General features: G+C 63.5%; 17 protein-coding genes. 7 read left to right on the top strand and 10 right to left on the bottom strand.

The window, feature by feature from the left end:
* Positions 1–79: 79 nt before the first annotated feature.
* The gene (locus tag CQ14_RS15470; protein WP_057858720.1) at positions 80–2,683 is read right to left on the bottom strand and encodes a TIGR02302 family protein; all 2,604 of its coding nucleotides are present in this window, start codon (positions 2,681–2,683) and stop codon (positions 80–82) included.
* A gap of 165 nt (positions 2,684–2,848) precedes the next feature.
* Here CQ14_RS15470 and CQ14_RS15465 point away from each other — a divergent pair, with 165 nt between their 5' ends.
* From CQ14_RS15465 to CQ14_RS15455, 3 genes are all read left to right on the top strand, one after another.
* Positions 2,849–3,229 (top strand): carboxymuconolactone decarboxylase family protein, encoded by a 381-nt coding sequence (locus CQ14_RS15465; RefSeq protein WP_057858719.1) that lies wholly within the window; start codon positions 2,849–2,851, stop codon positions 3,227–3,229.
* Between the two features lie 47 nt (positions 3,230–3,276).
* Entirely contained in the window at positions 3,277–4,185 is a 909-nt protein-coding gene (locus CQ14_RS15460) for an NAD(P)-dependent oxidoreductase (protein ID WP_057858718.1), read from the top strand.
* Between the two features lie 123 nt (positions 4,186–4,308).
* The gene (locus CQ14_RS15455; protein WP_082649886.1) at positions 4,309–5,814 is read left to right on the top strand and encodes a L,D-transpeptidase family protein; all 1,506 of its coding nucleotides are present in this window, start codon (positions 4,309–4,311) and stop codon (positions 5,812–5,814) included.
* 418 nt (positions 5,815–6,232) lie between these two features.
* On the opposite strand, the gene CQ14_RS47835 is transcribed toward CQ14_RS15455, so the two are convergent.
* On the bottom strand, positions 6,233–6,613 hold the full coding sequence (locus CQ14_RS47835; protein ID WP_347337138.1) for a hypothetical protein: 381 nt from the start codon (positions 6,611–6,613) through the stop codon (positions 6,233–6,235).
* A gap of 804 nt (positions 6,614–7,417) precedes the next feature.
* Here CQ14_RS47835 and CQ14_RS15445 point away from each other — a divergent pair.
* Together CQ14_RS15445 and CQ14_RS15440 are read left to right on the top strand one after the other, a co-directional pair.
* A complete protein-coding gene (locus tag CQ14_RS15445; RefSeq protein WP_057858716.1) occupies positions 7,418–8,737 on the top strand; it encodes a hypothetical protein in 1,320 nt (439 codons plus the stop codon).
* Positions 8,734–10,986 (top strand): caspase family protein, encoded by a 2,253-nt coding sequence (locus tag CQ14_RS15440; protein WP_057858715.1) that lies wholly within the window; start codon positions 8,734–8,736, stop codon positions 10,984–10,986. Before CQ14_RS15445 ends, CQ14_RS15440 begins: the two co-directional genes overlap by 4 nt.
* Before the next feature lie 129 nt (positions 10,987–11,115).
* Here CQ14_RS15440 and CQ14_RS15435 read toward each other — a convergent pair whose 3' ends face one another.
* Positions 11,116–12,708 (bottom strand): L,D-transpeptidase, encoded by a 1,593-nt coding sequence (locus CQ14_RS15435; protein ID WP_057858714.1) that lies wholly within the window; start codon positions 12,706–12,708, stop codon positions 11,116–11,118.
* 375 nt (positions 12,709–13,083) lie between these two features.
* Here CQ14_RS15435 and CQ14_RS15430 point away from each other — a divergent pair, with 375 nt between their 5' ends.
* Positions 13,084–14,115 (top strand): N-acetylmuramoyl-L-alanine amidase family protein, encoded by a 1,032-nt coding sequence (locus CQ14_RS15430; RefSeq protein ID WP_347337137.1) that lies wholly within the window; start codon positions 13,084–13,086, stop codon positions 14,113–14,115.
* Positions 14,116–14,157: 42 nt separating this feature from the next.
* On the opposite strand, the gene CQ14_RS15425 is transcribed toward CQ14_RS15430, so the two are convergent.
* The 6 genes from CQ14_RS15425 to argH form a co-directional block, all read right to left on the bottom strand.
* On the bottom strand, positions 14,158–15,183 hold the full coding sequence (locus CQ14_RS15425) for a hypothetical protein (RefSeq protein WP_199805539.1): 1,026 nt from the start codon (positions 15,181–15,183) through the stop codon (positions 14,158–14,160).
* A 205-nt stretch (positions 15,184–15,388) separates the two neighbouring features.
* A complete protein-coding gene (locus tag CQ14_RS15420; protein WP_057858712.1) occupies positions 15,389–17,029 on the bottom strand; it encodes an acetolactate synthase large subunit in 1,641 nt (546 codons plus the stop codon).
* Positions 17,026–17,571, bottom strand: coding sequence for a peptide-methionine (S)-S-oxide reductase MsrA (gene msrA / locus CQ14_RS15415; RefSeq protein WP_057858711.1), 546 nt, complete (start codon positions 17,569–17,571; stop codon positions 17,026–17,028). Before msrA ends, CQ14_RS15420 begins: the two co-directional genes overlap by 4 nt.
* A 182-nt stretch (positions 17,572–17,753) precedes the next feature.
* Positions 17,754–19,019, bottom strand: a complete 1,266-nt coding sequence (gene lysA, locus CQ14_RS15410) for a diaminopimelate decarboxylase (protein ID WP_057858710.1) — start codon at positions 19,017–19,019, stop codon at positions 17,754–17,756.
* A gap of 13 nt (positions 19,020–19,032) precedes the next feature.
* Complete coding sequence (gene lptM / locus CQ14_RS15405; protein ID WP_057858803.1) at positions 19,033–19,299, bottom strand: LPS translocon maturation chaperone LptM; 267 nt, start codon at positions 19,297–19,299, stop codon at positions 19,033–19,035.
* Between the two features lie 107 nt (positions 19,300–19,406).
* Positions 19,407–20,798 carry an argininosuccinate lyase gene (argH, locus tag CQ14_RS15400; RefSeq protein ID WP_057858709.1) on the bottom strand — a complete coding sequence of 464 codons (1,392 nt, stop codon included), beginning with the start codon at positions 20,796–20,798 and terminating at the stop codon, positions 19,407–19,409.
* A gap of 124 nt (positions 20,799–20,922) precedes the next feature.
* Here argH and tlpA point away from each other — a divergent pair, with 124 nt between their 5' ends.
* On the top strand, positions 20,923–21,597 hold the full coding sequence (gene tlpA, locus CQ14_RS15395) for a thiol:disulfide interchange protein TlpA (RefSeq protein ID WP_430650183.1): 675 nt from the start codon (positions 20,923–20,925) through the stop codon (positions 21,595–21,597).
* Between the two features lie 185 nt (positions 21,598–21,782).
* On the opposite strand, the gene CQ14_RS15390 is transcribed toward tlpA, so the two are convergent.
* Positions 21,783–21,971 carry a putative motility protein gene (locus CQ14_RS15390; protein ID WP_057858708.1) on the bottom strand — a complete coding sequence of 63 codons (189 nt, stop codon included), beginning with the start codon at positions 21,969–21,971 and terminating at the stop codon, positions 21,783–21,785.
* Positions 21,972–22,181: the final 210 nt, after the last annotated feature.

The following is a 22,181-nucleotide window of genomic DNA, read 5'->3' as shown; positions in this document are numbered from 1 at the left end:
CGATTCAATCGTTAACGTCTCTGGAATACTGGATCACCGCTTTCGCGGGTGACGACAGCGGCGTGCTCCGCAAAAGCGCTTAATAATCCTTCAGCAGCCGCTCGATATAGTCGAGTTCGATCTGCGGGCGGGACGGATCGGCGAGACGGCGGCGCAGTTCTTCCAGAATCCGGCGCACCCGCTGCACATCGATCTCGCCGGGGATCTTCACGGTATAGTCGTCGGTGAATTCGTTGTTGCGCATTGGCCGTCCGAGCGGATCGGTCGAGTTGTTGGCGCCCTGCTGGCGGCCTCTGGGATTGCCGGGGCCATCGCCCGGCTGGTCGCCGTCGCCCTGCTGCATGGCCTCGGCAAGGCTCTGGGCGCCCTTGCGCAGCGCATCCAGCGCGCGTCCCTGCGAGTCCACCGCGCCATCCGCGTTGCCCTCGCCGAGCCGGCTGCCGGCATCGCCCATGGCGTTATCGGCCTGTTCGAGCCCGTCCTCGCCGTCGCCCTGATCGCCGCCCTGCCCCTGCTGCATGCCCTGCTGGTCGCCGCGCTGGCCCTGCTGGCCGCGCTGGCCCGGCCCCATGCCGCGCTTGGCGAGTTCTTCCTGCAATTTCTTCAGCCGGTCGCGCAGGCCCTGCTGGTCCTGCTGCAGGTCGCCCATGCTTTGGTCGCCCTGCTTGCCGCGCATGCGGTCGCGCCTCGAATCCTGGCCCTGCTTGTAGGTCTTGTCGCGCAACTGCTGCTGCTTGCGGATCATGTCGCTGAGTTCGTTCAGCGCCTGCTCCATGTCGTTGTCGCCGCCCTGGCCGGGCTGCGCCATCTGCAGATTTTCCAGCATCTGCTGTAACTGTTCGAGCAATTGCTTGGCGGCCTCCTTGTCGCCGGAACGCGACATCCGCTCCAGCCGGTCGAGCATGCTCTTGAGATCCTGCTGGCTCAGCATCTTGGTATTGGGATCGAGCGGACGCGCCAGCTGCTGCGGATTGTTGCGGAACTGCTCGGCGAGCTGGCGCAGGAAATTATCCAGCGCGGCGCGCAGATTGTCCGTCAGCTTCTTGATCTCCTCGTCGCTGGCGCCGCGCTCCAGCGCCTGCTTGAGCGCCTCCTGGGCGGCGCGCAGCGCCTTGTCGACATCGGTGATGTTGCCGTCCTCGATGGTCACCGCCAGCGCCCACAGGCTGGCGACGACCTCGCGCAGCGCGTCGTCGGTGCGCGCCGCCTCGAGCTGGTGCTTCACGCTGAAGAGACCGAGATAATGACCGGATTCCGGCGTGAACAGTTCCGGCGCGATCATCAGCGCATCGAGTGCGGTATAAACCAGCGCATTCTGGTTGGCGTCGAGCGCCAGGATGCGGCGCTGCTCGATCAGGGCGCGTGCCAACGGCTTAGTGAACAGCCGCTCCGGCAGCCGCATGTTGTGCGGCTCGCTCTTACCCTCATTGCCGGCCTCGTCCTTGGCCGTGAGCGTCAGTGTCACGTCGGCGCCGGCGTAAGGATCCTCGCTGAGATCCTTCACCGTCTGGCCGACACCGTTGCGGGTGCGCGCATTCGGCAGCACCAGCGCAAACTGCGGTGCATCGAACAGCGGCCGCGGTGCGGCCTTGCCTGCCTCCTTGCTTCCTTCCTTGCCCGCCTCATCCTTGGCCGCATCGGGCTTGCGGGCGGCGAATTGCGCGCGGGCTTCGGTGACGCCGTAATCGTCCTCCAGCTTGTAGGACATCTGCAGCGAGCCGCGGGCCTGGCGTTCCGGATCCTTGGCCAGCGAAATGCTCGGCGCACGGTCGGGCGTGGCCGCAAAGCGCCACAGCGGCTGGCCGGACGGCGCACGAACATGCGCGCTGCCGTCACCGGTAATCTTGAAATGCCGTTCGTTGGTGCCCTTTGGCGCCTGCTCGCTCGGCGCAACCTCGGTCACGCCGCCGCCGACCACGACATCGATGGCGCCGCCGCTGGAACGCACCAGGAGCGTGCTGCCGGCAGGCACCGGCAACGGGGCGCCGCTATCGGGGGAAGCTGCATCCCGGTTGGCGGCGGACAGAATGACCGGCGGCTTGCCGGTATAGAGCGGCGGGGTCACCCAGGCATCGACGCGGACATTGGCCGGCGCCAGCACGCCGTTCCAGTCGAACGCGGCGGCTATGCGCAGCGCGCGCTCGTCGCCGGCGGCGACATAGGCCGCAACCAGCATCACCATGACCAGCGCGCGCAGCGCCCAGGGGTCGTGGATCGGCAGCCGCGGCGAAGGCAGGCCGGCGCGGATCCGCTTGATCGAGGCCAGCGTGCGCTCGCGCTGCTCGCGCCACAGCGCCTGCGCGATCGGATCCTTGGATTGAAGCGTATCGGTCAGCGCGGTCGCCGGGCGGTGGCGGATGCCGGTACCGCGGTCGAGCCGGTTCAAGCCCTCTTCGCGGCTCGGCCAGCGAAACCGCGCCAGCGGGAACAGCGCGGCCAGGCCTGCGAGGGCGAACAGGCCGATGCCGATCGCGCGGGCCAGGAACGGCAGCGCCAGCCACAGCCCGGCCCAGGACGCCACCAGAAACAGTCCGACGACGCACAAGAACCGGGCGAGACCCGGCCAGGCGCGCTCCCACGCAATCGCATACTGAGCCCGTTGCAGGGCCTGCGCCAATTGCAGCCGTGCGAGCGCATCCGGCTCGCGCGCGGATTTGGTGGGGTCGGGGGAAGCGCCGTTCAACAATCTCTCCGGGTTACCGACACGTCAGCCTAGCACAACGGCGGCAATGAGGCACCTTGTTCCGGGAGTAACCCACACCCGGAAATACGCATAACACGAAGGCGTGACTGCGGGCGCCCCGCCCCCTAACGTGCGCGCCGAACCGTAAAAATACGAGGAAACGACATGGACCAGAAGACTCACGACAAGGGCCTGGAAATTCGCAAAGCCGTGCTCGGCGAGGCCTATGTCAACAACGCCCTGAAGAACGCCGATGGCTTCAACAAGCCGTTTCAGGAACTCGTCACCGAATATTGCTGGGGCGCGGTGTGGGGACGCGACGAACTGCCGCGCAAGACCCGCAGCATGCTCAACCTCGCGATGATCTCGATCCTGAATCGGCCGCACGAATTGAAGGCGCATATCAAGGGCGCGCTGACCAACGGCGTCAGCCGCGACGAAATCCGCGAGATATTCATGCAGGTCTCGATCTATGCCGGTATTCCGGCCGGCGTCGACAGCTTTCGCATCGCGCGCGAAGTGTTCGCGGAATTGGACAAGGGCTGAGCAAAACTCGGAAATTTATCCCGTCATTGCGAATTCGGGGAGACACCATGGAAATCGGATTCATCGGCCTCGGGAAGATGGGCTTCCCGATGGCGCGCCGCCTGATCGAGGCCGGGCATCAACTCACGGTGTTCGATACGCGGAAGGAGGCCACGGACAAGCTCGTCGCGCTCGGCGCGCAGGCGGCATCATCGCCCAAGGATATCGCCGACCGCTGCGAGACCGTGCTGGCGAGCCTGCCCTCGCTGCAGGCGTCACTCGATGTCGCGACCGGCGCGGGCGGCGTGGTCGAGGGCAAGCGCGTGAAGCGATTCGTCGACCTCTCCACTGTCGGCTCGCAGATGGCGACGAAAATTCAGGGATTGTTGGCCAAGCGAAATATCGTGCAGATCGACAGCCCCGTGAGCGGCGGCGTCGGCGGCGCCGAGAAGGGAACGCTCGCCGTGATGGTCTCCGGCCCGCGCGCCGATTGCGAGACGGTGAAGCCGGCGCTGGACGTGATCGGCAAGGTGTTCTTCATCGGCGAGAAGCCGGGCTCGGCACAGACCATGAAGCTCGCCAACAATTTCCTCTCGGCGACCGCCATGGTGGCGACGTCGGAAGCCGTGGTGATGGGCGTCAAGGCGGGGCTCGATCCGGCCGTGATGATCGACGTCATCAACGCGGGTTCCGGGCTCAACACCGCGAGCCGCGACAAGTTTCCGCGCTCGGTCTTGCCGCGCAGCTTCGATTTCGGCTTCGCCACGGGGCTGATGGTCAAGGACGTGCGGCTTGCGCTGGAGGAGATGAAATCGCTGGGGCTGTCGATGGAAGTCGCCGAAGCGGTCGGGCGGCTCTGGGAGGTCATCATCCGCGACGAGGGCGCGGAGTCGGACTTTACCGCCGCGATCAAGCCGATCGAAAAGGCCGCGGGCGTCGTGGTCGGCGGCGGAAGGGGTGGCCACGCGGCGAAGTAACGAGGACGGCCGGTCCATGCGCATTTGCGCAGTTCCAGGTTGGCAAGGCCGGTCGATTGGCGTTACGTTCCGAATGTACTTCAGTACAGACTGGCGTTGACCCGATTGATCAGTTGGGGCGGCATGAGGTCTCGTTGCGTAAGCCCGGAGTGCAAACGGAGGCGGCTGCGGCCTGCATGTCTTGCCGTTGCGGCTCTGGCCATGCTGATGGCGGCGCGAGACGATGCGCCCGCCAAAAGCAGACAGAGCGAACGCCCGATCGAGTCCGTTCAGTCTCGCAGCGCCGGCGAGCCGATCATGGCGATCGTTTCGCTCCGCACCCAGCGGATCACCGTCTACGATTCCAGGGGATGGATCCTGCGGGCGCCGGTATCGAGCGGCACCAAGGGACGCGAGACGCCTGCAGGCATTTTCAGCGTCATTCAGAAGGTCGAGGAGCATTACTCGAACCTGTACGATGATGCCTTCATGCCGCACATGCAACGCATCACCTGGTCGGGCATCGCCCTCCATGGCGGCGTCCTGCCGGGGCGTCCGGCGTCCCATGGCTGTATCCGGCTGCCCTTCGACTTCGCCGAACGCCTGTTCGGCGAGACGATGATGGGCATGCGGGTGATCGTGGCGCCAACCGATGTGGCGCCGATCGAACTCGCCCATCCGCTTCTGCTCCAACCCAAGCCGGATGCCGCGGCCCTCGCCGCCGCCCGCACTGCAGAGGCGCAAGAGGCCGCGAGGAAAGTGGCCGAGGCGCGAACAGCCGCCGGGACGGCCTTGCGGGAGGCCACGCAGGCCAGGGCGCCGGTCCGCACGGCTGAAAATCTGAAACGCATCGCCGAGGCGCAATTGGCGGCTGCCGAGACCAGACTTGGCTCCAGTATCTCGGCGGAGGCAAAGGAGCAGGCCGAGGACGCCAAGGCGCAGGCGGTTGCCAAAATCGCGGAGCTGCAACTGCAATGGGACGTCGCCAACGTGAATCTGCAACTGCGGCTAGATGCCGTCACGGCCGCGCGGGAAGCCGTCGCCGCGGCGGAGACGGTGCGCGTCGCGGCCGCCGAGGCGGCGCGCGAGGTCGCACGCGAACTCCAGCCGGTATCGGTGCTGATCAGCCGCAAGACCCAGCGGCTTTATATCCGTCAGGCATTCAAGCCCATCCTTGAAAGTCCGGTCACGATCGCAGACCCGGATCGCCCGATCGGCACGCATGTCTTCACCGCCGCCGAGCGCGCGACCGACGATGCCAGGTTGCGATGGAACGTGGTGTCATTGGACGGCGGGCGTCCGCACAGCGCCACGGCAGAGCCACACAGCCGGGCGCATGGGAGTGGTGGCCGCGACGTTGAGCCGGTGCCGGTGCCGGCAAATTCGGACCGCGCAAGGGCCGCGCTCGACCGCATCGCCATTCCGCAGGATGTGTTGGATCGCATCGGCAACATCACGCCGCGATCTTCCCTGATCGTCACGGACGAAGCGCCGAGTTCGGAAATCGGCAAGGGAACCGAGTTCGTGGTGCTGTTGAGCGGCGAGCCGCAAGGCGGCATCAAGAGGCGGCGGCGCAGTCCGGGAAGCGAAGTCCGTTACGCTTACCCACGCAGTTTCTGGCGTACGCCTTTTGGCTTTCCCACCTGGTGAGCCGTCCTCGCGCGGCTGGTCCGCTTGACCGGCCCTAATATCCCTCCGGCAGTCCGACGCCCCGCAAGAGCCCGCCCGGGCCTCGAACACTGCGCGCCGCGGGTTGTACGCGCCAGCTTGTCCAACGCTTCTCGTCCGATGTGCAGTACAAGAGATATTCGCCGGGATTGCGCGACGATTCACGCCCCGCGGCCTGACTGCAGGCAGAGATTTTGTTCACCGTGAGGAAGTCCCTGACCTCTTGCGTAACTTCCAGCCAGGGACCGGGAAATTGCTCCGATAGCGCCAGCATCGGCCGAGCATCGGCCATGCCGAGCAAACACGCCAGAAGGATCGCCACACCGCAATGACAAGCCGCTCGGAGTGGCTTACGCGGAATTGCTTCCATGATCGCTGCTCCTCGTTCAGTTTCGGAAACTCAGCGACGGCCGAGCGTTGCGGCCTCGTCACCGCCGCGGACCGCCTTCGCCAAAGCGGCCTCGTTGGACCGCACGAACAGGAAGCGGGATGCGACGGGTATTTCCGCGTCAGCGCTGCCATCCTGGCCGATCAGGACCAATCCCGCTCCGCCATTGGCCACGGCCAAAATGACAGGATCGCCCTTCCACGTTCTGATCGGCTCCATTGCGATGAGAAATTCACCCATCGGCTGGTCGAAATATTGCAGCCTCAGTTGCGGAGCGACCTCCGCTGCCGCAAGTCCGAAACCCAATTGTCGAGCGCGTGCATAAACATCCGCCAGCCGCGCAGTATCGGTCTGAAATCCCAGCTCCGCGGCCGATACCGCAAATAGCTCCACGCTTGTTTTCGTCGTGCCGACGTTAAAGGCAGGTCGCGCGAGAATTTCCTCCGCCACGCTTCCGATGCCACAGCCTGCTGCGTCCAACGCGCTAAGCAGGGCGAAAGAATTTGCAAACGTTCCCACCGTAATTGTCCTCCACACCGGAGCCGCGAAGGCGGATGTGACTGGAGCCGGCGGCGCATCGGAGGGAGCTATCTTGAGCGTCAGGCGGTTCTGCAGGACGGCTCGCGCCGAACATTGCGCACTGGCTTCGCTCGCGAAGAGGACGATGCATGCGCTGCAGAGCATCGCAATGAAAGCACCGCCACTTCGTCTCCGCATCGAACGATGCGGGATGGCGTGGTAGCCGCTTTCCTTGCCGGTAATCCGGTCCATAGCGACCTGCTTGCGCATGTTGTTGCGCGCGCCAATGCAATCCGACAATTGCTTCAGTATGATCCGCCCGCTGGTTCACAGCAGGGCGAGCCTGCCATTCAAAATGTGCGTCCAGTCACCGCAACCCGCGTTTTCGAACGACCAGGTTGAGAGCAGCGCGCCGCTTTCAAAGCGGCTGCGAAGCCGACGCGATATCGGATCCAAGGATACTGCGGTGGCGCTCTGCGGTGTGTGAATTGGTTTACATCCGCTCAAAACGTTTCCTCGCCGGTATTCGCTTGCTGGCAGTTTTCGTACCTCACAGGCGATAGCAGCGGGACGAACTAAAACAGGGCGCTGTCGATTTCCGCTGCTCTTGCCGATTTCCCCGTTGCAACTAGCAATTGCCGAAGAAATAATGGCTGGCGTGCAACGGAGGGCAAGGACATGCCAATCCTCTACGTTCACGGCGTGAATACGCGCTCACGAGAAGGCTTCTTCGCGATCGAGCCATTGTTGCGCCGCCATGTGGCGCCTGAGATTTCCAAAGATCCGGACCGCGTTTTCATTGACGACTACTATTGGGGAGATCGCGGCGTAAAACTTCATTGGGACGGTGCATCACGCCCACGCACGCAACTGCTCGGAAAGGGCTTTGGTCAAACGCCCGAAGACATTCTGACGCGCAGTCTAGTGGTCGACGAAAACCGCAAGGTGCTGGAGAAATATCCTCCGCCGGCTGCAGCGGCACGGGACGACGAAGGCCTGTTATCTGCGCCCGGGGGCAGCAAGCCCGTTGCGGCCCGTGACATGCCGCCGCTGACCGCCCTCACTTCGGAGCAACTGTCCGACTTGCTGGCCGGCCTCATCGCGCCGGCCCCTGAGGACGTTGAGCCTGTCGGAGATGAGGAAGCTCGCGCACATGGCGCTGCGCGGGCCCGCCTGATGCAGGCAGCCGACGACGTTGCGCGCGATCCTGCGACGCAGGTGGCGCTGGCCGGCCAGACACCGGAGTTGCAGGTAGAGATTCTGATCCAACTTGTGCGCGACAAGACAAGCCAGGCAGACCCGCTGGCCGGAAAGGGTTTGGATGACTGGTGGAACGGGCTGAAGGAACGCCTCGACGAAGCACTCGACCGCGGCGAGGATCGGCTCGGCTACGCGGTCTCCGTGGTGCTTGCCGAGCTTCGTCCGACGCTCAATGTGCTGGTGAGCAACTTCATCGGCGATGTCTTCGTTTATCTGCACGGTCGTGACGATCCGAAGTCGCACCCGGGAGAGATCCAAAAAGGGCTTGTCGACAAGCTCAAGCTTGCGCACGCGCGCAAGCTTGAGGACGAAAACGAGCCGCTCGTCGTGCTGACCCACAGCATGGGCGGGCAACTTGTCTGGGACTCGGTGTCGTCGGTGCTTGCCAGCGATGCGGCTACCAAAGATATCCGTGTCGACTTCTGGTGTGCGAGCGCGAGCCAGGTGGGCTTCTTCGAGGAGGCAAAGCTGTTCCTGGCGAGCGACCTAAAGCATCGCACCGGGTTTCCGGTGCCGTTCCCGCACGCCAATCTGGGCGTGTGGTGGAACGTCTGGGACCATAACGATGTGCTGAGCTTCACGGCGAAGGACATCTGCGCTGGCGCGGACGATGAAGCCTATAGCAGCGGCAAGTCTTTGATTTCGGCACACGGCGGATATCTCGAACGCGCGAGCTTCTTCCGTGAACTCGGCAAAAAAATCCGCGCCGCAAAACAGACGGAGTTCAAGACCGCATGAAACTCGTGCCGCAAGACGATGCTGCCGAAGGTCCGGGCCTCTGGGCTGATCCGGACTGGAAACCCGGATTGCCCGGTACCTTCGCCGTCATTATCGGGGTCAGTCGCTATCGCCATCTCGAAAACGGCGATCTTCCGACCGATCCGCAGGGCAAACCCTGGATCAAGGAGGCGCGGAGTCTCGACCAGCTTCACGTTTCCGCCTTGACGGCATTCAGAATCTTCCGCTGGCTCTCCGCTCAGTACCGTCACGAGGCTCCGCTCGCGCGCTGCTGGCTCTTGCTGTCGCCGACGCCTGCGGAGGTCGGCCACCTTTCCCTCGGAAATGGACAACGGATCAGTTGGGGCGATCCGACACTCGCCGCTTGCAGCGCCGCCATCCGCTGGTGGTCCGCGACGATGCGCGGCCTTCCGGCCGCTGCGGCGGCGCAGTCACGAGGCCTGTTCTTCTTCTCCGGCCACGGGCTTGAAAGCACGCAGGGATGCCAGCTCCTCCTACCTTCCGATTATCTCGCGCCACCTGAGCCAAATATCAACGACGCGATCTCCACGTCCAATCTGCTCTACGGCCTCGGTTCGCTGAAGGTTACCGAGCAGCTCTTCTTCGTCGACGCCTGCCGCAACGATCACAAGGAGCTCCGCGGCAAGAACATGGTTGGCGCAAAGATACTCGTAGAAGAAGAAGCCGCCATCCTCCCGCCGGACCTGATGACACCGGTGCTCTATTCGACCGGGCCGGGCCAGCGCTCATGGGAGTTTCGCGATCCCGCAAAAGGCATATCGATCTACGGACAGGCGCTACTCGACGGACTCGCAGGGCAACCGAACATCGCGCTCAAAGGCAGCAAGCCGCCGTATCGTGTCGAGCTAAGCCCGCTCGAGCAGTTCGTCCGGGCGCGCGTTCTCGAATTGCTGAAGAATGCGCAATCGAAGGAGCGGCAATACGTCAAACTAGGTGGGCAATCCGACACCTCCATGAACGTTACCTATGTCGACCGACCAGTTGTGGCGACGGGCGGTGGCTGGCCAACGTTCGATGGTCATGAGGACATTGACGGTCTTGGAGTTCCAAAGATGCCCGGAGGAGGGCGGCTTGGCTCGCCCTTTCCGACCCCACCGAATGAGGCGAAATGGTCTTATGACCTCCCGCCTGGTGGCGGCCCCTCGGGGCCGCCGGAGGTTTCGACCATGCTCGCCGCTGAGACTCCAATCCGGGAAATGTCGTCAACACGCCGGTTCAGTCCACGTTGGTTGAAGGACTGGAATGAAGGTCACCGCATGTTCGGAAGCGAAGCTGTCACAGAATTGTGGCAGAAGCGCACAAAAGTGTGGTTGATCGGACAAAAGAAATGGCGCGGCCCTTCTGTCATCCGCATCGCGGAGGTTTCGCGCGATGAAGGCCGTGGCCGCTATCGCGTGCGTATGCAAATTACCGAGAAGGACCCGGTCGGTCATTGGCTCCAAATGACGGACGAGCTTGGCGGTGTCCATGCCTGCATGCTGCCCCGTGATCTCGGCCCGAAAAGCATGGACGAGCCCAGCCCCGTGTACGAGGTGTCCTACGATCGCTCGGAGCCGAACGACGAGAACAAACGTGAGATCGTCCGGCTTGACGCAGATCTTGACGTGCAGAGCGGCCCCCTCGGACTGGTCGCGCGTCTCTGGCGCACTTACACGACCACACACGTCGCGGCGGCGGTGAAGGAATCCGAGGCACGCGAGCTTCGGAACGTGATCGAGAACAAGATCGACTCACCGCTCGGCGCGACTGTTGCAGCTCTGGTCCTGTTGCGCGCCAACCGGCTCGACCGCTTGTCGCTCGCATGGCTGAGGAATCTTGCCAACTGGTTTATTGAGTTACCCGATGCGCCGATCCTTTATGCAGAGCGGCGGCTGCGCGAGAAGCAAGAGAGCAAGGACGATAGATCAATCGCATTCCAGGAGGCGGCGAACATTCTGCTGCTCACGACCGATCGTGGCATCCCGCGCACGAGCGAGGCGTTCGAATACGGGATGGGACTCGCCAGGCGCTTGAAGGATCGGGAAGAACTTGGCCTGGGCGTCCGCGAGAAGCTGCACGAACTGGAGCGGCGGCTCGGCAACGCTTTTGCCGTCTATCGCACCGGTGGTCTGTTCAGCAGTTTTTCCGGTCTGCGCGCAGATCTCAATGCGGACCAGCTGTGGCTGGAGGGGGTACGGAAGGTCGAAGAGGCGGAGGCCGTCACTCCGCAGGCTCGGCCTGCTGCGTGAAGAACGGTCACGCATTGAGACCTCCACCTTGCGAACGGCCTTGTGAGAAACTCGTATGCGTTGCGGGTCGCCCCTGACCGTCGCATGGCCCCGAGCTGCCATGCGGCCTGCGCCCCTGCGTACCGCTTCTCACCATCGTTGCATCGGATAGCCCGGCTGCATCGGATTGCCCTGGTCCACCGGATAGCCGCGTTGCGCCGGATAATAGGGCTGACCGCCGCGCTGACGCGCATAGCCGGTTTGGGGCTGGGAATTCCAGGGCTGAAACAAGAAGCCGGAGCTTTCGCCGCCCCAGGTGCTGCTGTCCGCAATGTCGACGGCGGGCGTGGGCTGGCGCGTAATGAAGCCGCCCTGGGGCTGGTTGCTCAGCACTGCGACGAACTCGGTGCGATAGTTGGTCTCGCGGCTCAGCGGCTCGTCCGAGACGACGATCGAGGACCGCGGCAATGCGGTCGGCGCGATGCGATCGAGCACATCCTGCGGGATGGTGATGCGGTCGAGCGCGCTCCTGGCGTCGTCCCCGCTGTCGATCGTGACCGCGCTCCAGCGCAGGCCCGCATCGTTGCGCGCCATCGCCGTGAACACATGCGTGCCGATCTTCCTGCCGGGGTCGCGGATCGCGACCGGAACCTCGATGGACGTATCGAACACCTCGCCGCCCCCGTCCGGCGCCGGCTTGTGCGTGTTGCGCCGCACATACAGCTTCTGCGTCGCGCGGCTGATGTAGATCGATACGGGTTCGAGCGCGAGCTTCGCCTCGCTCGCGGGCTTGGCCAGGTCAGCCTTCCGCTTTTCGGCCGCCTTGGCGGCGTCCTTCGCGGCCGCCGCGGCGTCGAGCTTCGACTTCGCGTCAGCCTTGGCGGTGTCAAGCTCAGTCGCAGCCTGGGCGGCCTTTGGGGCCGCCTTCTGCTTCCGGTCTTCGGCCTGCGCCCTAGCCTGGTCCGTTTTTGCGGCGGCGACCGCCTTGTCGGCAAGCGCAAGCTCGGCGTCGGCGCTCCTCTTGAGTCCTTCCAGCTTGCGCAGCGATGCCGCGAACGAAGCTGTCTCGCGCGCCGCGGTCGCAGCGGCCTTCTTCGCCTCCTCGGCCGTCCTAACGGCCTCCGCGGCCTCGCGGGCCAGCGTCTCGGCACGCGACGGAGCAGCCGCTATGGCCTCCGCCTTCGGCATGAACAGCGCCGGGTGGGAAATCTCGATCGGCGCCGCGTCGTTCGGAGAGATGATCACACGCATGCCGATCCGCGTCCTGTCGAACAGCTTCTCCGCAAAGCCAAAGGGCATGCGAATGCAGCCATGTGAGGCCGCATACCCGGGCAACGGCCCGCCGTGCAGCGCGATGCCGTTCCAGGTGATGCGCTGCATGTTCGGCATCTCGGCATCGTCATACATGGTCGAGCGATGGTCCTTGTCCTTCTCGACGATGGCGAAGACGCCGGCTGGCGTCTCGCGTCCCGTGGTGCCGGTCGAAACCGGCGCGCGCATGATCCAGCCGTCGGCGTCGTAGAAAGTGACGTGCTGGGTCTTGATCGACACGATTGCCATGATCGGCTCGCCTGCATCGCGCGGCGCCGTCGCCTCGACAGGTGACGCGGGGCGCGCCCGTTGCGCCACGGCGGGGGCGGGCAGCGTCGCAAGCAGCGCCATCGCCGCGAGCGTCACGATGGTGGGAGTCTCCCAACGCCAGATCGCCACGGTGGATTGCGCCGTCGCCAATCGACTTGCCATGCCATACCCCGGTTGAAATGCCTGTCCGCGCTTGAGTCGAATAAAGTATCAGATCGTGATTCTCGAACCTACCAACCACTGCCGGCACCACTCACGCCGCCAATCGTCGCAGGGAACCATCGGTGCGGCCCGGGGGAAATCTTTGCCGAGCAGGAAGAAAGGCGGCTCACGGCTGGTTTTGCCACAAACCTGACACGAGGATAGGGAGCATTTGCGTCGGTTGTTGGGAATGAAACGGACGCGCGCCTGGGAAGAGGAGACAAAAACAGACATCCGGCAGCGAGGGCGTCGTGTTCCGCACTGACCCGGAAGAGACATCACCGCCCCTCTTCCGGCATTGGCTTCTGATGCTATGATATTTTCAGGGGGACGAGCATGAAGCGCCGCGAGTCCATTTTTGTTCTCGGCAGTATCGCTTGGGGATTTTGGCCCGGCCGCCGCACGGTCATCGCGGCGATGGTTGCCGTGGTCCTGCTGCCGATCGACGCCGGCAATGCCGGCTGGCTGTCGGATCTCCTCAAAGGCTCCCCAAAGCAAGGCAAGTCGTCAAGACAGGCCAAGCCGCCGAAACACGTCGCTTCGCCCAAATCCGCCGCCAAGTCAGCCGCTTTGGCGAAGCGTGCAGCCTCGTCAAAGCGCCACACCGTCAAGCTTGCCGCGCTGGGTCCGGTCCAGTTGCCCGCTGCTGCCTTGAAACCAGTCGCGACGCGTTGCGAACCCTCGAAGTTCCGGATCGTTCTGGATGTGGGACATACCGCCGAATCGGAAGGCGCGATCAGCGCCCGCAATGTCTCCGAGTTTGCCTTCAATCTGCGCCTTGCGAAGCAGATCGAGCAGAAGCTGAAGGCCGAAGGCTTTACCGAGACCAGATTGCTTCTGACCGAGGGCAAGGCGAGGCGCAGCCTCTTCAAACGCGTCGCCAGCGCCAACGATCTGCGCGCGGACCTCCTGCTGTCGATCCACCATGATTCCGTGCCCAACAAATTTCTCGAGGACTGGGAATTCGAGGGAAAGAAAAGCCATTTCAGCGACCGCTTCAGCGGATACTCCGTCTTTGTCTCGCGCGAGAACCCGGACTTCAAGACAAGCCTCGCGTTCGCCGAACTGATCGGCAAGGAAATGAAGGCCCAGGGCCTCGATTACGCCAGGCAATATTCCCAGCCGATCATGGGCCGGCACCAGCGTCCGCTGCTGAACCGGGAAACCGGCGTGTATCGCTACGATGAGCTCATCGTGCTGAGAAAGACCCGGATGGCCGCCGCCCTGCTCGAGGCAGGCTCGATCATCAACCGGGACGAAGAACTCAAGATGAGTTCGCCTGAACGCCGGGACATCATCAGCAGCGGCGTCGCCGCAGCGATGAAGGAATTCTGTGAGCCTCGATGGGGAATGCTCGGTCCGCTCTGATGGCGGGGTTGCGGGCGCGCATCCCCTTCCACCGCGCCGCCTTCACCTCTTTGACTGCTTCTTGATCTCGTCGAACTTGGAAAGCGCTCGTTCAAATTTTTCGTTGAAGAGCCACATCGCATCCAGAATTTCGCGGAAGGTTGCAGATGTTTTCGCCCTGTCAGCCTGTCCAAAGGTGAACATGCTGTTGTTCCGCAGATATCCCATGATCCTCGGGTCGGAAATCCGGTAGTCGACCAGGTTGCGCGAGCCGAGTGCGGACCTGGTCGGGCTCGGAATGATCTGGATGAGTTCAAACAGCTTCATCTGATCGATCGGGTCCGGCAGCGTTTTCACGATCGCCGGTACTTGCGGAAAAATATCTGCGTGCGCGTTCATGAGGGCATCGCGCACGGCGGTCCAGTGGTTGTACCGACGATCCAGATTGCCGGCCCGCGCCTCTTCCCTGTCGTCGCGCGCGTTCAGTGCGGGATCAAAGGCGGCTATCTGTTTTTTTATCGCCGCCCATTTCCTTTGCCCGCTCTGGTCTTCTGACACGCCTGATTGCAGGCTGCCCTTGTATTTGTTCGAGCGCGCATTGCCGATGTTCTGGTTGCCGTTTGTCTCGGCAAAGAACAGCCCCAGGCTGATGCGGCCCGCGGCTTCGGCATTGGCCGCATCAAGGCCTCTGGCGCGCGCAATGGCCGTGCCCAGATCGACAACGTCCTTGAATGGCGTATCCGAGTGTTGCGCGCTGGCGGGCGGCGCCTGCATGATGTCGAACAGTCTCCTGTACTCATCGAGCAGCGGCTCATTGTCGACGCTGAAATACGCCGGAGGGATCCCGTACTTGTTGGGCCCGCCTATTCTGGACGGAAGCGCGTCGGTGAGGTCCTTATACGCGCTCATCATGTTGTTGCGCGCAAGATAGAGTGCCTGTCCCGGCAGGTTCGGCAGTTGCTTCGAAATGATCTGCGCGCGCCGCTGGGCCAGGATCTGCTCAAAATTGCTTCGCGAATTATTGTATGTATTGAGCGCATCCGACTGCTTTTTCGTAAGTGCGGCCGGCTCACCCATTGCTGGCGACATGAAGCCGAGGTTGCCGATGGCGGCCGCGGCGAGCGACGCGACGGAGAGAGTGAGAGCAAGAGCCGCCGCGGGCGCAGTTTTACGGTTTCCTATCCCCATGCGATTTCCCATGCCCAGGTTTCATCGGATCCGATTCACTGGAACGAATTCGGCCGCACGACTTGATCGAGAATGAATTTTCGCGCACAAGACCGACGCAAGGCTTTCACTTGGCCTGAACTACCGAGGGCAGCTCCTTGACGAGCACGCGCATGTTCTCACCGTAGTCGACGGGCACTACGACGAGATGCACGCCGCCTTCCTCGAAAGCCGCTTCCAGCATGGTCGATAGTTCCGAGGCCTTGCCGACGCGGGAGCCGTTGGCTCCGTATGACCTCGCATAGGCGACGAAATCAGGATTGCCGAACTCGAGGCCGAAGTCCGGAAACGCATCGACTTCCTGTTTCCATCGGATCATGCCGTAGGCGCGATCCTCGAGCACGAGCACGACGAGATTCAGTTTGAGCCGCACGGCCGTTTCCAGCTCCTGCGAATTCATCATGAAGCCGCCGTCGCCGCAGACGGCGAGCACGCGCCTGTCCGGATGAATCAGCGACGCTGCGATCGCTGAAGGAAGACCCGCACCCATGGTCGCGAGCGCGTTGTCGAGCAGCAGCGTGTTGGCGACGCTGGTGCGATAGTTGCGGGCGAACCAGATCTTGTACATGCCGTTGTCGAGGGCAACGATGCCGTCCGGCGGGATGACCTGGCGGACGTCGTGCACGATGCGCTGCGGCGTCAGAGGAAACCGGTCCTCCGTCGCCCGCTCGGCGAGGTGGCCAAGGATCCCTTCCCGCAAATCCAGCAATGCCTGACCATTGGGGAGATTGCCTTCGAGGCGATCGGCGAGCGCGGCAAGGCCCGCACCAACATCTCCGACAATCTCCGCCTGCGGAAAATATACCTGCTCCACCGTTGCGGGCGTGGCGCCGACATGGATGACCTGCGGTCCATCATGGCCCATCAGGAAAGGCGGCTTCTCGACGGTGTCGTGGCCGATCGAAATAATCAGATCGGCCTGGTCGATGGCCTCGTGAACCCAATCCCGCTCCGACAGCGCGGCCGTGCCCATATAGAGATTGGAGCCGGCATTGACCGCGCCCTTCCCCATCTGGGTATTGAAGAAGGGAATCCCGCATCGTCGCACGAACGCCGACAGCGGCTCGGCCAGATGTGGGCGGCTCGCCGCGGCGCCCAGCATGACGAGCGGCCTGCGGGCAGCCACGATCATGGCTGCGGCGCGCTCGATGGCCGCTGCAGGCGCGACCGCAAGCTCGACGAGATGCGGGGGAATGATCTCGGCCGCGGCTTCGTCGGCCGCGATATCCTCGGGCAGTTCGAGATGCACGGGGCCCGGCCGCTCCTGCTGCGCGACCCGGAAGGCGTCGCGAACCAGGGTCGGAATACTCTGCGCGGAGGCGATCTGCGTCGCCATCTTGGTCAGCGGCCGCATGGTCGCGACGATATCGACGATCTGGAAGCGTGCCTGCCGGCTGCTGCGGATCGCCTTCTGTCCGGTGATCATGACCATCGGCATCGCGCCCAGATGCGCGTAGGCCGCCGCCGTCGTCAGATTGAGCGCACCGGGACCCAGCGTCGTCAGGCAGACGCCCGCGCGCCCGGTGAGCCGCCCGTAGGTGGCCGCCATGAAACCGGCCGCCTGTTCGTGCCGCGTCAGCACCAGCTTGATCTTCGAGCGCCGCAGCGACTCCAGCACGTCGAGATTCTCCTCGCCGGGGATGGCGAAGATGTACTCGACGCCCTCGTTCTCAAGGGCGGCCACCAGCAGGTCGGAGGCTTTTGTCATGCGACTGAGGCTCCGCTCGCGCCCGTTGCAGCTTTCTCCGCCCGGTGCGGCAGCGTCCATTCCGGCCGAATGAAGTGACAGGTGTAGCCGTCAGGATATTTTTCCAGATAATCCTGATGCTCGGGCTCGGCCTCCCAGAACGGTCCGGCAGGGGCCACCTCGGTGACAACCTTGCCCGGCCAAAGGCCGGAAGCATCGACATCGGCGATGGTGTCTTCCGCGATCCGCTTCTGCGCCTCACTGGTATAGAAGATGGCTGACCGATAGCTCGCACCCCGGTCGTTGCCCTGGCGGTTCAGCGTCGAGGGATCATGGATCTGGAAAAAGAACTCCAGCAGCTTGCGATAGCTGATGGTCTGCGGATCGAAGCTGATCTCAATCGCTTCAGCGTGATTACCGTGGTTGCGATAGGTCGCGTTTGGCACTTCGCCGCCGGTGTAGCCTACCCTGGTTGAAATCACGCCGGGATAGCGGCGCAGCAGATCCTGCACACCCCAGAAGCAGCCGCCGGCAAGGACTGCCCGTTCCGCTGAAACTGTCATGTCTGTTCTCCCTGGTTCGCTGCGATCGTCGATCCCGAGTTCTATCAAGGACGCATAATGAGGCCGAACGATGCAAAAGCTGACACCGTCGCCATCGTCAAAATCGCCAAAGCCAGAATGCGCTTCGGAACCTCCTTCGAAATCGGCGCAATGTTAGCGCACGACGACAGACCGCGTATCGATCACAGCCAGGGTGCCGGCTTGTCCATCGCGATCAGGTCCTCGACCTCGATGCGCGGGCGGACGATCGCGTACTGGTCGTCCTTGACCAGGACTTCCGGCACCAGCGCGCGCGTATTGTAAAAGCCGGACTGCACCGCGCCGTAGGCGCCGGCGGTCATGATTGCCAGGAGATCGCCGGCCTTGGGCTCGGGCAAATTGCGGTCGAGCGCGAGATAGTCGCCGGTTTCGCAGACCGGCCCGACCACGTCGGCCGTGATCGTTCGCGCGCCCTTCCCCACTTCGCGAACGGGCAGGATGTCGTGATGGGCTTCGTACAGCGTCGGGCGGATCAGATCGTTCATCGCGGCGTCGATGATGACGAAGTTCTTGGCCTCGCCCGGCTTCACATAGATCACGCGCGAGACGAGGATGCCGGCATTGCCGACGATCATGCGTCCCGGCTCGAACATCAGCGTGCAGCCGAGATTATGCGTCACCCGCTTGACCATTGCGGCATAGGCCGACGGCAGCGGCGGGGCTTCGCGATCGGCGTGATAGGGAATGCCGAGCCCGCCGCCGAAATCGATATGCTCGATCTTGTGGCCGTCGGCGCGCAGCGTCTGCACGAAATCGGACAGAATCCGGAACGCGGTTTCCATCTTGGAGAGATCGGTGATCTGGCTGCCGATATGCATGTCGGTGCCGGTCACCTCGATCCCGGGCAGCTTCGCCGCGCGGGCATAGACCTCGCGGGCGCGCAGAATCGGAATGCCGAACTTGTTCTCGGACTTGCCGGTGGCGATCTTGGCGTGGGTGCCGGCATCGACGTCGGGATTGACCCGCAGCGAAATCCGCGCGGTCTTTCCGGCTTCGACCGCGAGCCTCGACAGCAATTCCAGTTCGGGCTCGGACTCGACGTTGATGCAGAGAATGTCGGCGGCGAGCGCCGCACGCAGCTCGGCCTCGGTCTTGCCGACGCCGGAAAACAGAATCTTGTTCGGTGGAATCCCCGCCGCCAGCGCCCGCTTCAATTCGCCGCCGGAGACGACGTCGGCGCCGGCGCCGAGCTTCGCCAGCGTGCGCAGCACCGACTGGTTGGAGTTCGCCTTCATGGCGTAGCACACCAGCGTCTTCTCGCCGGCAAAGGCCTCGGTGAAGACGCGGTAGTGGCGCTCCAGCGTCGCGGTCGAATAGCAATAGAACGGCGTGCCGACGGTTTCAGCCAATTCGGACAGGTTCACGGCCTCGGCGTGCAGCACGCCGTTGCGATAGTCGAAGTGATTCATGGCGCGCTCAGTCTCAGTCCAGCAGCGGATCGAGAACGAATTTCTTCTTGGCGCCTTTGGGGGCGCTGGGGCCGCCGTCGGTTCCGTAGGTCGAATTGAAGACGCCGGGCTGCGCCGCGCGCTCGGCCTCGGTATCCGAGGTGACCGGGGTTTGCGCCGATGCCGCGTTCGGCGGCAAATCGAGCCCGCCCTTGCGGCCGCAGCCGCCGAGCGCGAGCGCGGTCACGCTCAACAGGATGATGGCCCATCCCGACGAAGACGGGCGGTAGTTACTGATCACGGCGAAATCCCCAATGCGCGGCGCACCATACAAAGATTGCTTTGGTCTGGCGAGTGCCGATCGGCCACTGACAACCATGAAATTGCAGCGAAATTTCTCTTTGAAACCTATTTTCGCTCTTTTTCCAGCCGTTTCAGCCAGGCTTTGGCCTGCGAAACCACGTTCTTCGGCGCGGTGCCGCCATAGCTGGTCCGGCTTTTGACCGAGGCCTCCACCGACAGCACGCGCAGGGCATCGGCGGTGATCTTCGGCTCCACCTCCTGCATCGCCTTCAGCGGCAGTTCGTGCAGCGCCACGCCCTGCTTGGACGCCAGGCCGACGATTCGCCCGGTGACATGATGGGCGTCGCGGAACGGCATCTTCAGCGTCCGCACCAGCCAGTCGGCGAGATCGGTGGCGGTGGCGTAGCCCTCGCCGGCGGCGGCCTTCATCCTGTTCTCGTCGGGCACGAGGTCGAGGACCATGCCGGTCATGGCCCGAATCGCGAGCGAGAGCGCGGCAAACGCCTCCATCGCGCCCTGCTTGTCCTCCTGCATGTCCTTTTGATAGGCCAGCGGCAGGCCCTTCATCACGATCAGGAGAGCGTTCAGCGCGCCGATCACCCGACCGGTCTTGGCGCGCACCAGTTCGGCGGCATCCGGATTGCGCTTCTGCGGCATGATCGAGGAGCCGGTGGTGAACTTGTCCGAGAGCCGCACCAGGCCGACCAGCGGCGAGGTCCAGATCACGATTTCCTCGGCAAAGCGCGACATGTGCACGGCGGCGATCGATGCCGCCGACAGCGTCTCCAGCACGAAATCGCGATCCGAGACGGCATCGAGCGAATTGGCCATGGGGCGATCGAAGCCGAGCGCTTTGGCGGTGGCAGCGCGATCGATCGGGAACGAGGTTCCGGCGAGCGCCGCAGCACCCAACGGCGATTCGTTCAGCCGCTTGCGCGCGTCGGCAAAGCGCCCGCGGTCGCGCGCGGCCATCTCGACATAGGCGAGCAGATGATGCCCGAAGGTGACGGGCTGGGCAGTCTGCAGATGGGTAAAGCCCGGCATCACGGTCGCGGCATGTTCCACGGCCCGCTCGGCCAGCGCGTGCTGGAAGGCGGCCAGCGCCGCGTCGGTCTCGTCGATCGTGTCGCGGACGTAGAGACGGAAATCGGTCGCGACCTGGTCGTTGCGCGAGCGCGCGGTGTGCAGCCGGCCCGCGGCGGGCCCGATCAGTTCGGACAGCCGGCTCTCGACGTTCATATGGATGTCTTCGAGCGCGCGCTTGAAGTCGAAGCCGCCCTTGGCGATTTCTGACAAAATCGTGTCTAGACCCTTGCCGATATTTTTCGCATCACCCGCGGTGATAATGCCTTGCGCCGCCAGCATCGCGGCGTGGGCCTTGGACGCGGCGATGTCCTGGGCATAGAGGTGACGGTCGACGTCGATCGAGACGTTGATTTCCTCCATAATCGCATCGGGACGCTCGGTGAACCGGCCGCCCCACATCTTGTTGCTCATGACTTCCCGTGCCTTGCCATCTATATCGTCGAGCGTTCGGCGAAACGCCGGGCCGGTTTCAGCCGTAACTCGACCGTAATCTTGCGCCCTGCATAGCCGTAACTGATACAGGATGACAAACGATATGCCCGAAATGCCCCCGCCCCGCCCGGCCACGAAGCGCCGGATTCCGATCGCCATCGGCGCGGTAGTGGCCGCGGGTGTGGTCGGAATAGGCTTGTTTTACGGGCTCGGCGGCTTCAAGCGCGCCAGCGGCGATCCCACCTGTACGGGGGCGGTCGAACTGGCCCGCAAGATCGCGCCGCTGGCGCATGGCGAGGTGGCGGCGCTGACCATGGCGACGACCCCGCTGCGGCTCCCCGACCTCGCCTTCGATGATGCCGAGGGCAAGCCGAGGAAGCTGTCGGAATGGCGCGGCAAGACCGTGCTGGTGAACCTGTGGGCCACCTGGTGTGTGCCGTGCCGGAAAGAAATGCCGGCGCTGGAGAGCCTCCAGACCAAGCTGGGCGGCAAGGATTTCGAGGTGGTCGCCATCAACATCGACACCCGCGACGCCGAGAAGCCGAAAAACTTCCTGAAAGAGGCCAATCTGACCCGGCTCGGCTTTTTCGCCGATCAAAAAGCCAAGGTTTTTCAGGATCTTAAGAACGTAGGTAGAGCCCTGGGCATGCCGACTTCGGTGCTGATGGACACCCAGGGCTGCGAAATCGCCACCCTGGCCGGCCCCGCCGAATGGGCCAGCGAGGATGCCATCAAGCTGATCAAGGCCGCCATGCAGCCGATGAAGGCGGGTTCTTAGCGGTGGATCGGCTGGGAGCGCACTTCACCTGCCAGACCTCATCCTGAGGAGCCGCGCCAGCGGCGTCTCGAAGGATGAATGGCACCAGCGGGGCCACATGGTTCTCCCGGCGATGCAAAGCATCGTCTGGAGACGGCGCTAATGCGCCTCCTCACAATGAGGATCCAACAGTGAAACAGCCTCTATCAGGCCGTAATATTGAGATTGCCGCCGACGCCGGGGGCGAGATTGGCAGTCGAGGGCGTGCCGAGCAGGGTCTGGACCGCCATTTTCTCGGCGTCCGCGTTCTGCTTGATGATCGAGGTCTGGATCTGCTGCTGCGTGCCCGCCGCCTGCATGCTGAGCATGCTCGAAACCATAGCCATCATATCCATAACGCAGCACTCCCATAACTTGCGGGCACCCTACCCCGGCACCGGTTAACGAATTCTGGAGATGGGAGAAAAGTTGGGCAGCTGCGCGAATGCACGCCGGGTGACACGCTGCGCGTGTCGAGAATTTGTAGGGTGGGCAAAGCGAAGCGTGCCCACCAGTTTCAAGTGACATTCTGGGAGACATGGTGGGCACGCCGCACTTTGCCCACC

Origin of the sequence: Bradyrhizobium lablabi, from assembly GCF_001440475.1 — a bacterium.
GTDB lineage: Bacteria > Pseudomonadota > Alphaproteobacteria > Rhizobiales > Xanthobacteraceae > Bradyrhizobium > Bradyrhizobium lablabi.
This window is presented reverse-complemented; position numbering and strand designations above follow the sequence as displayed.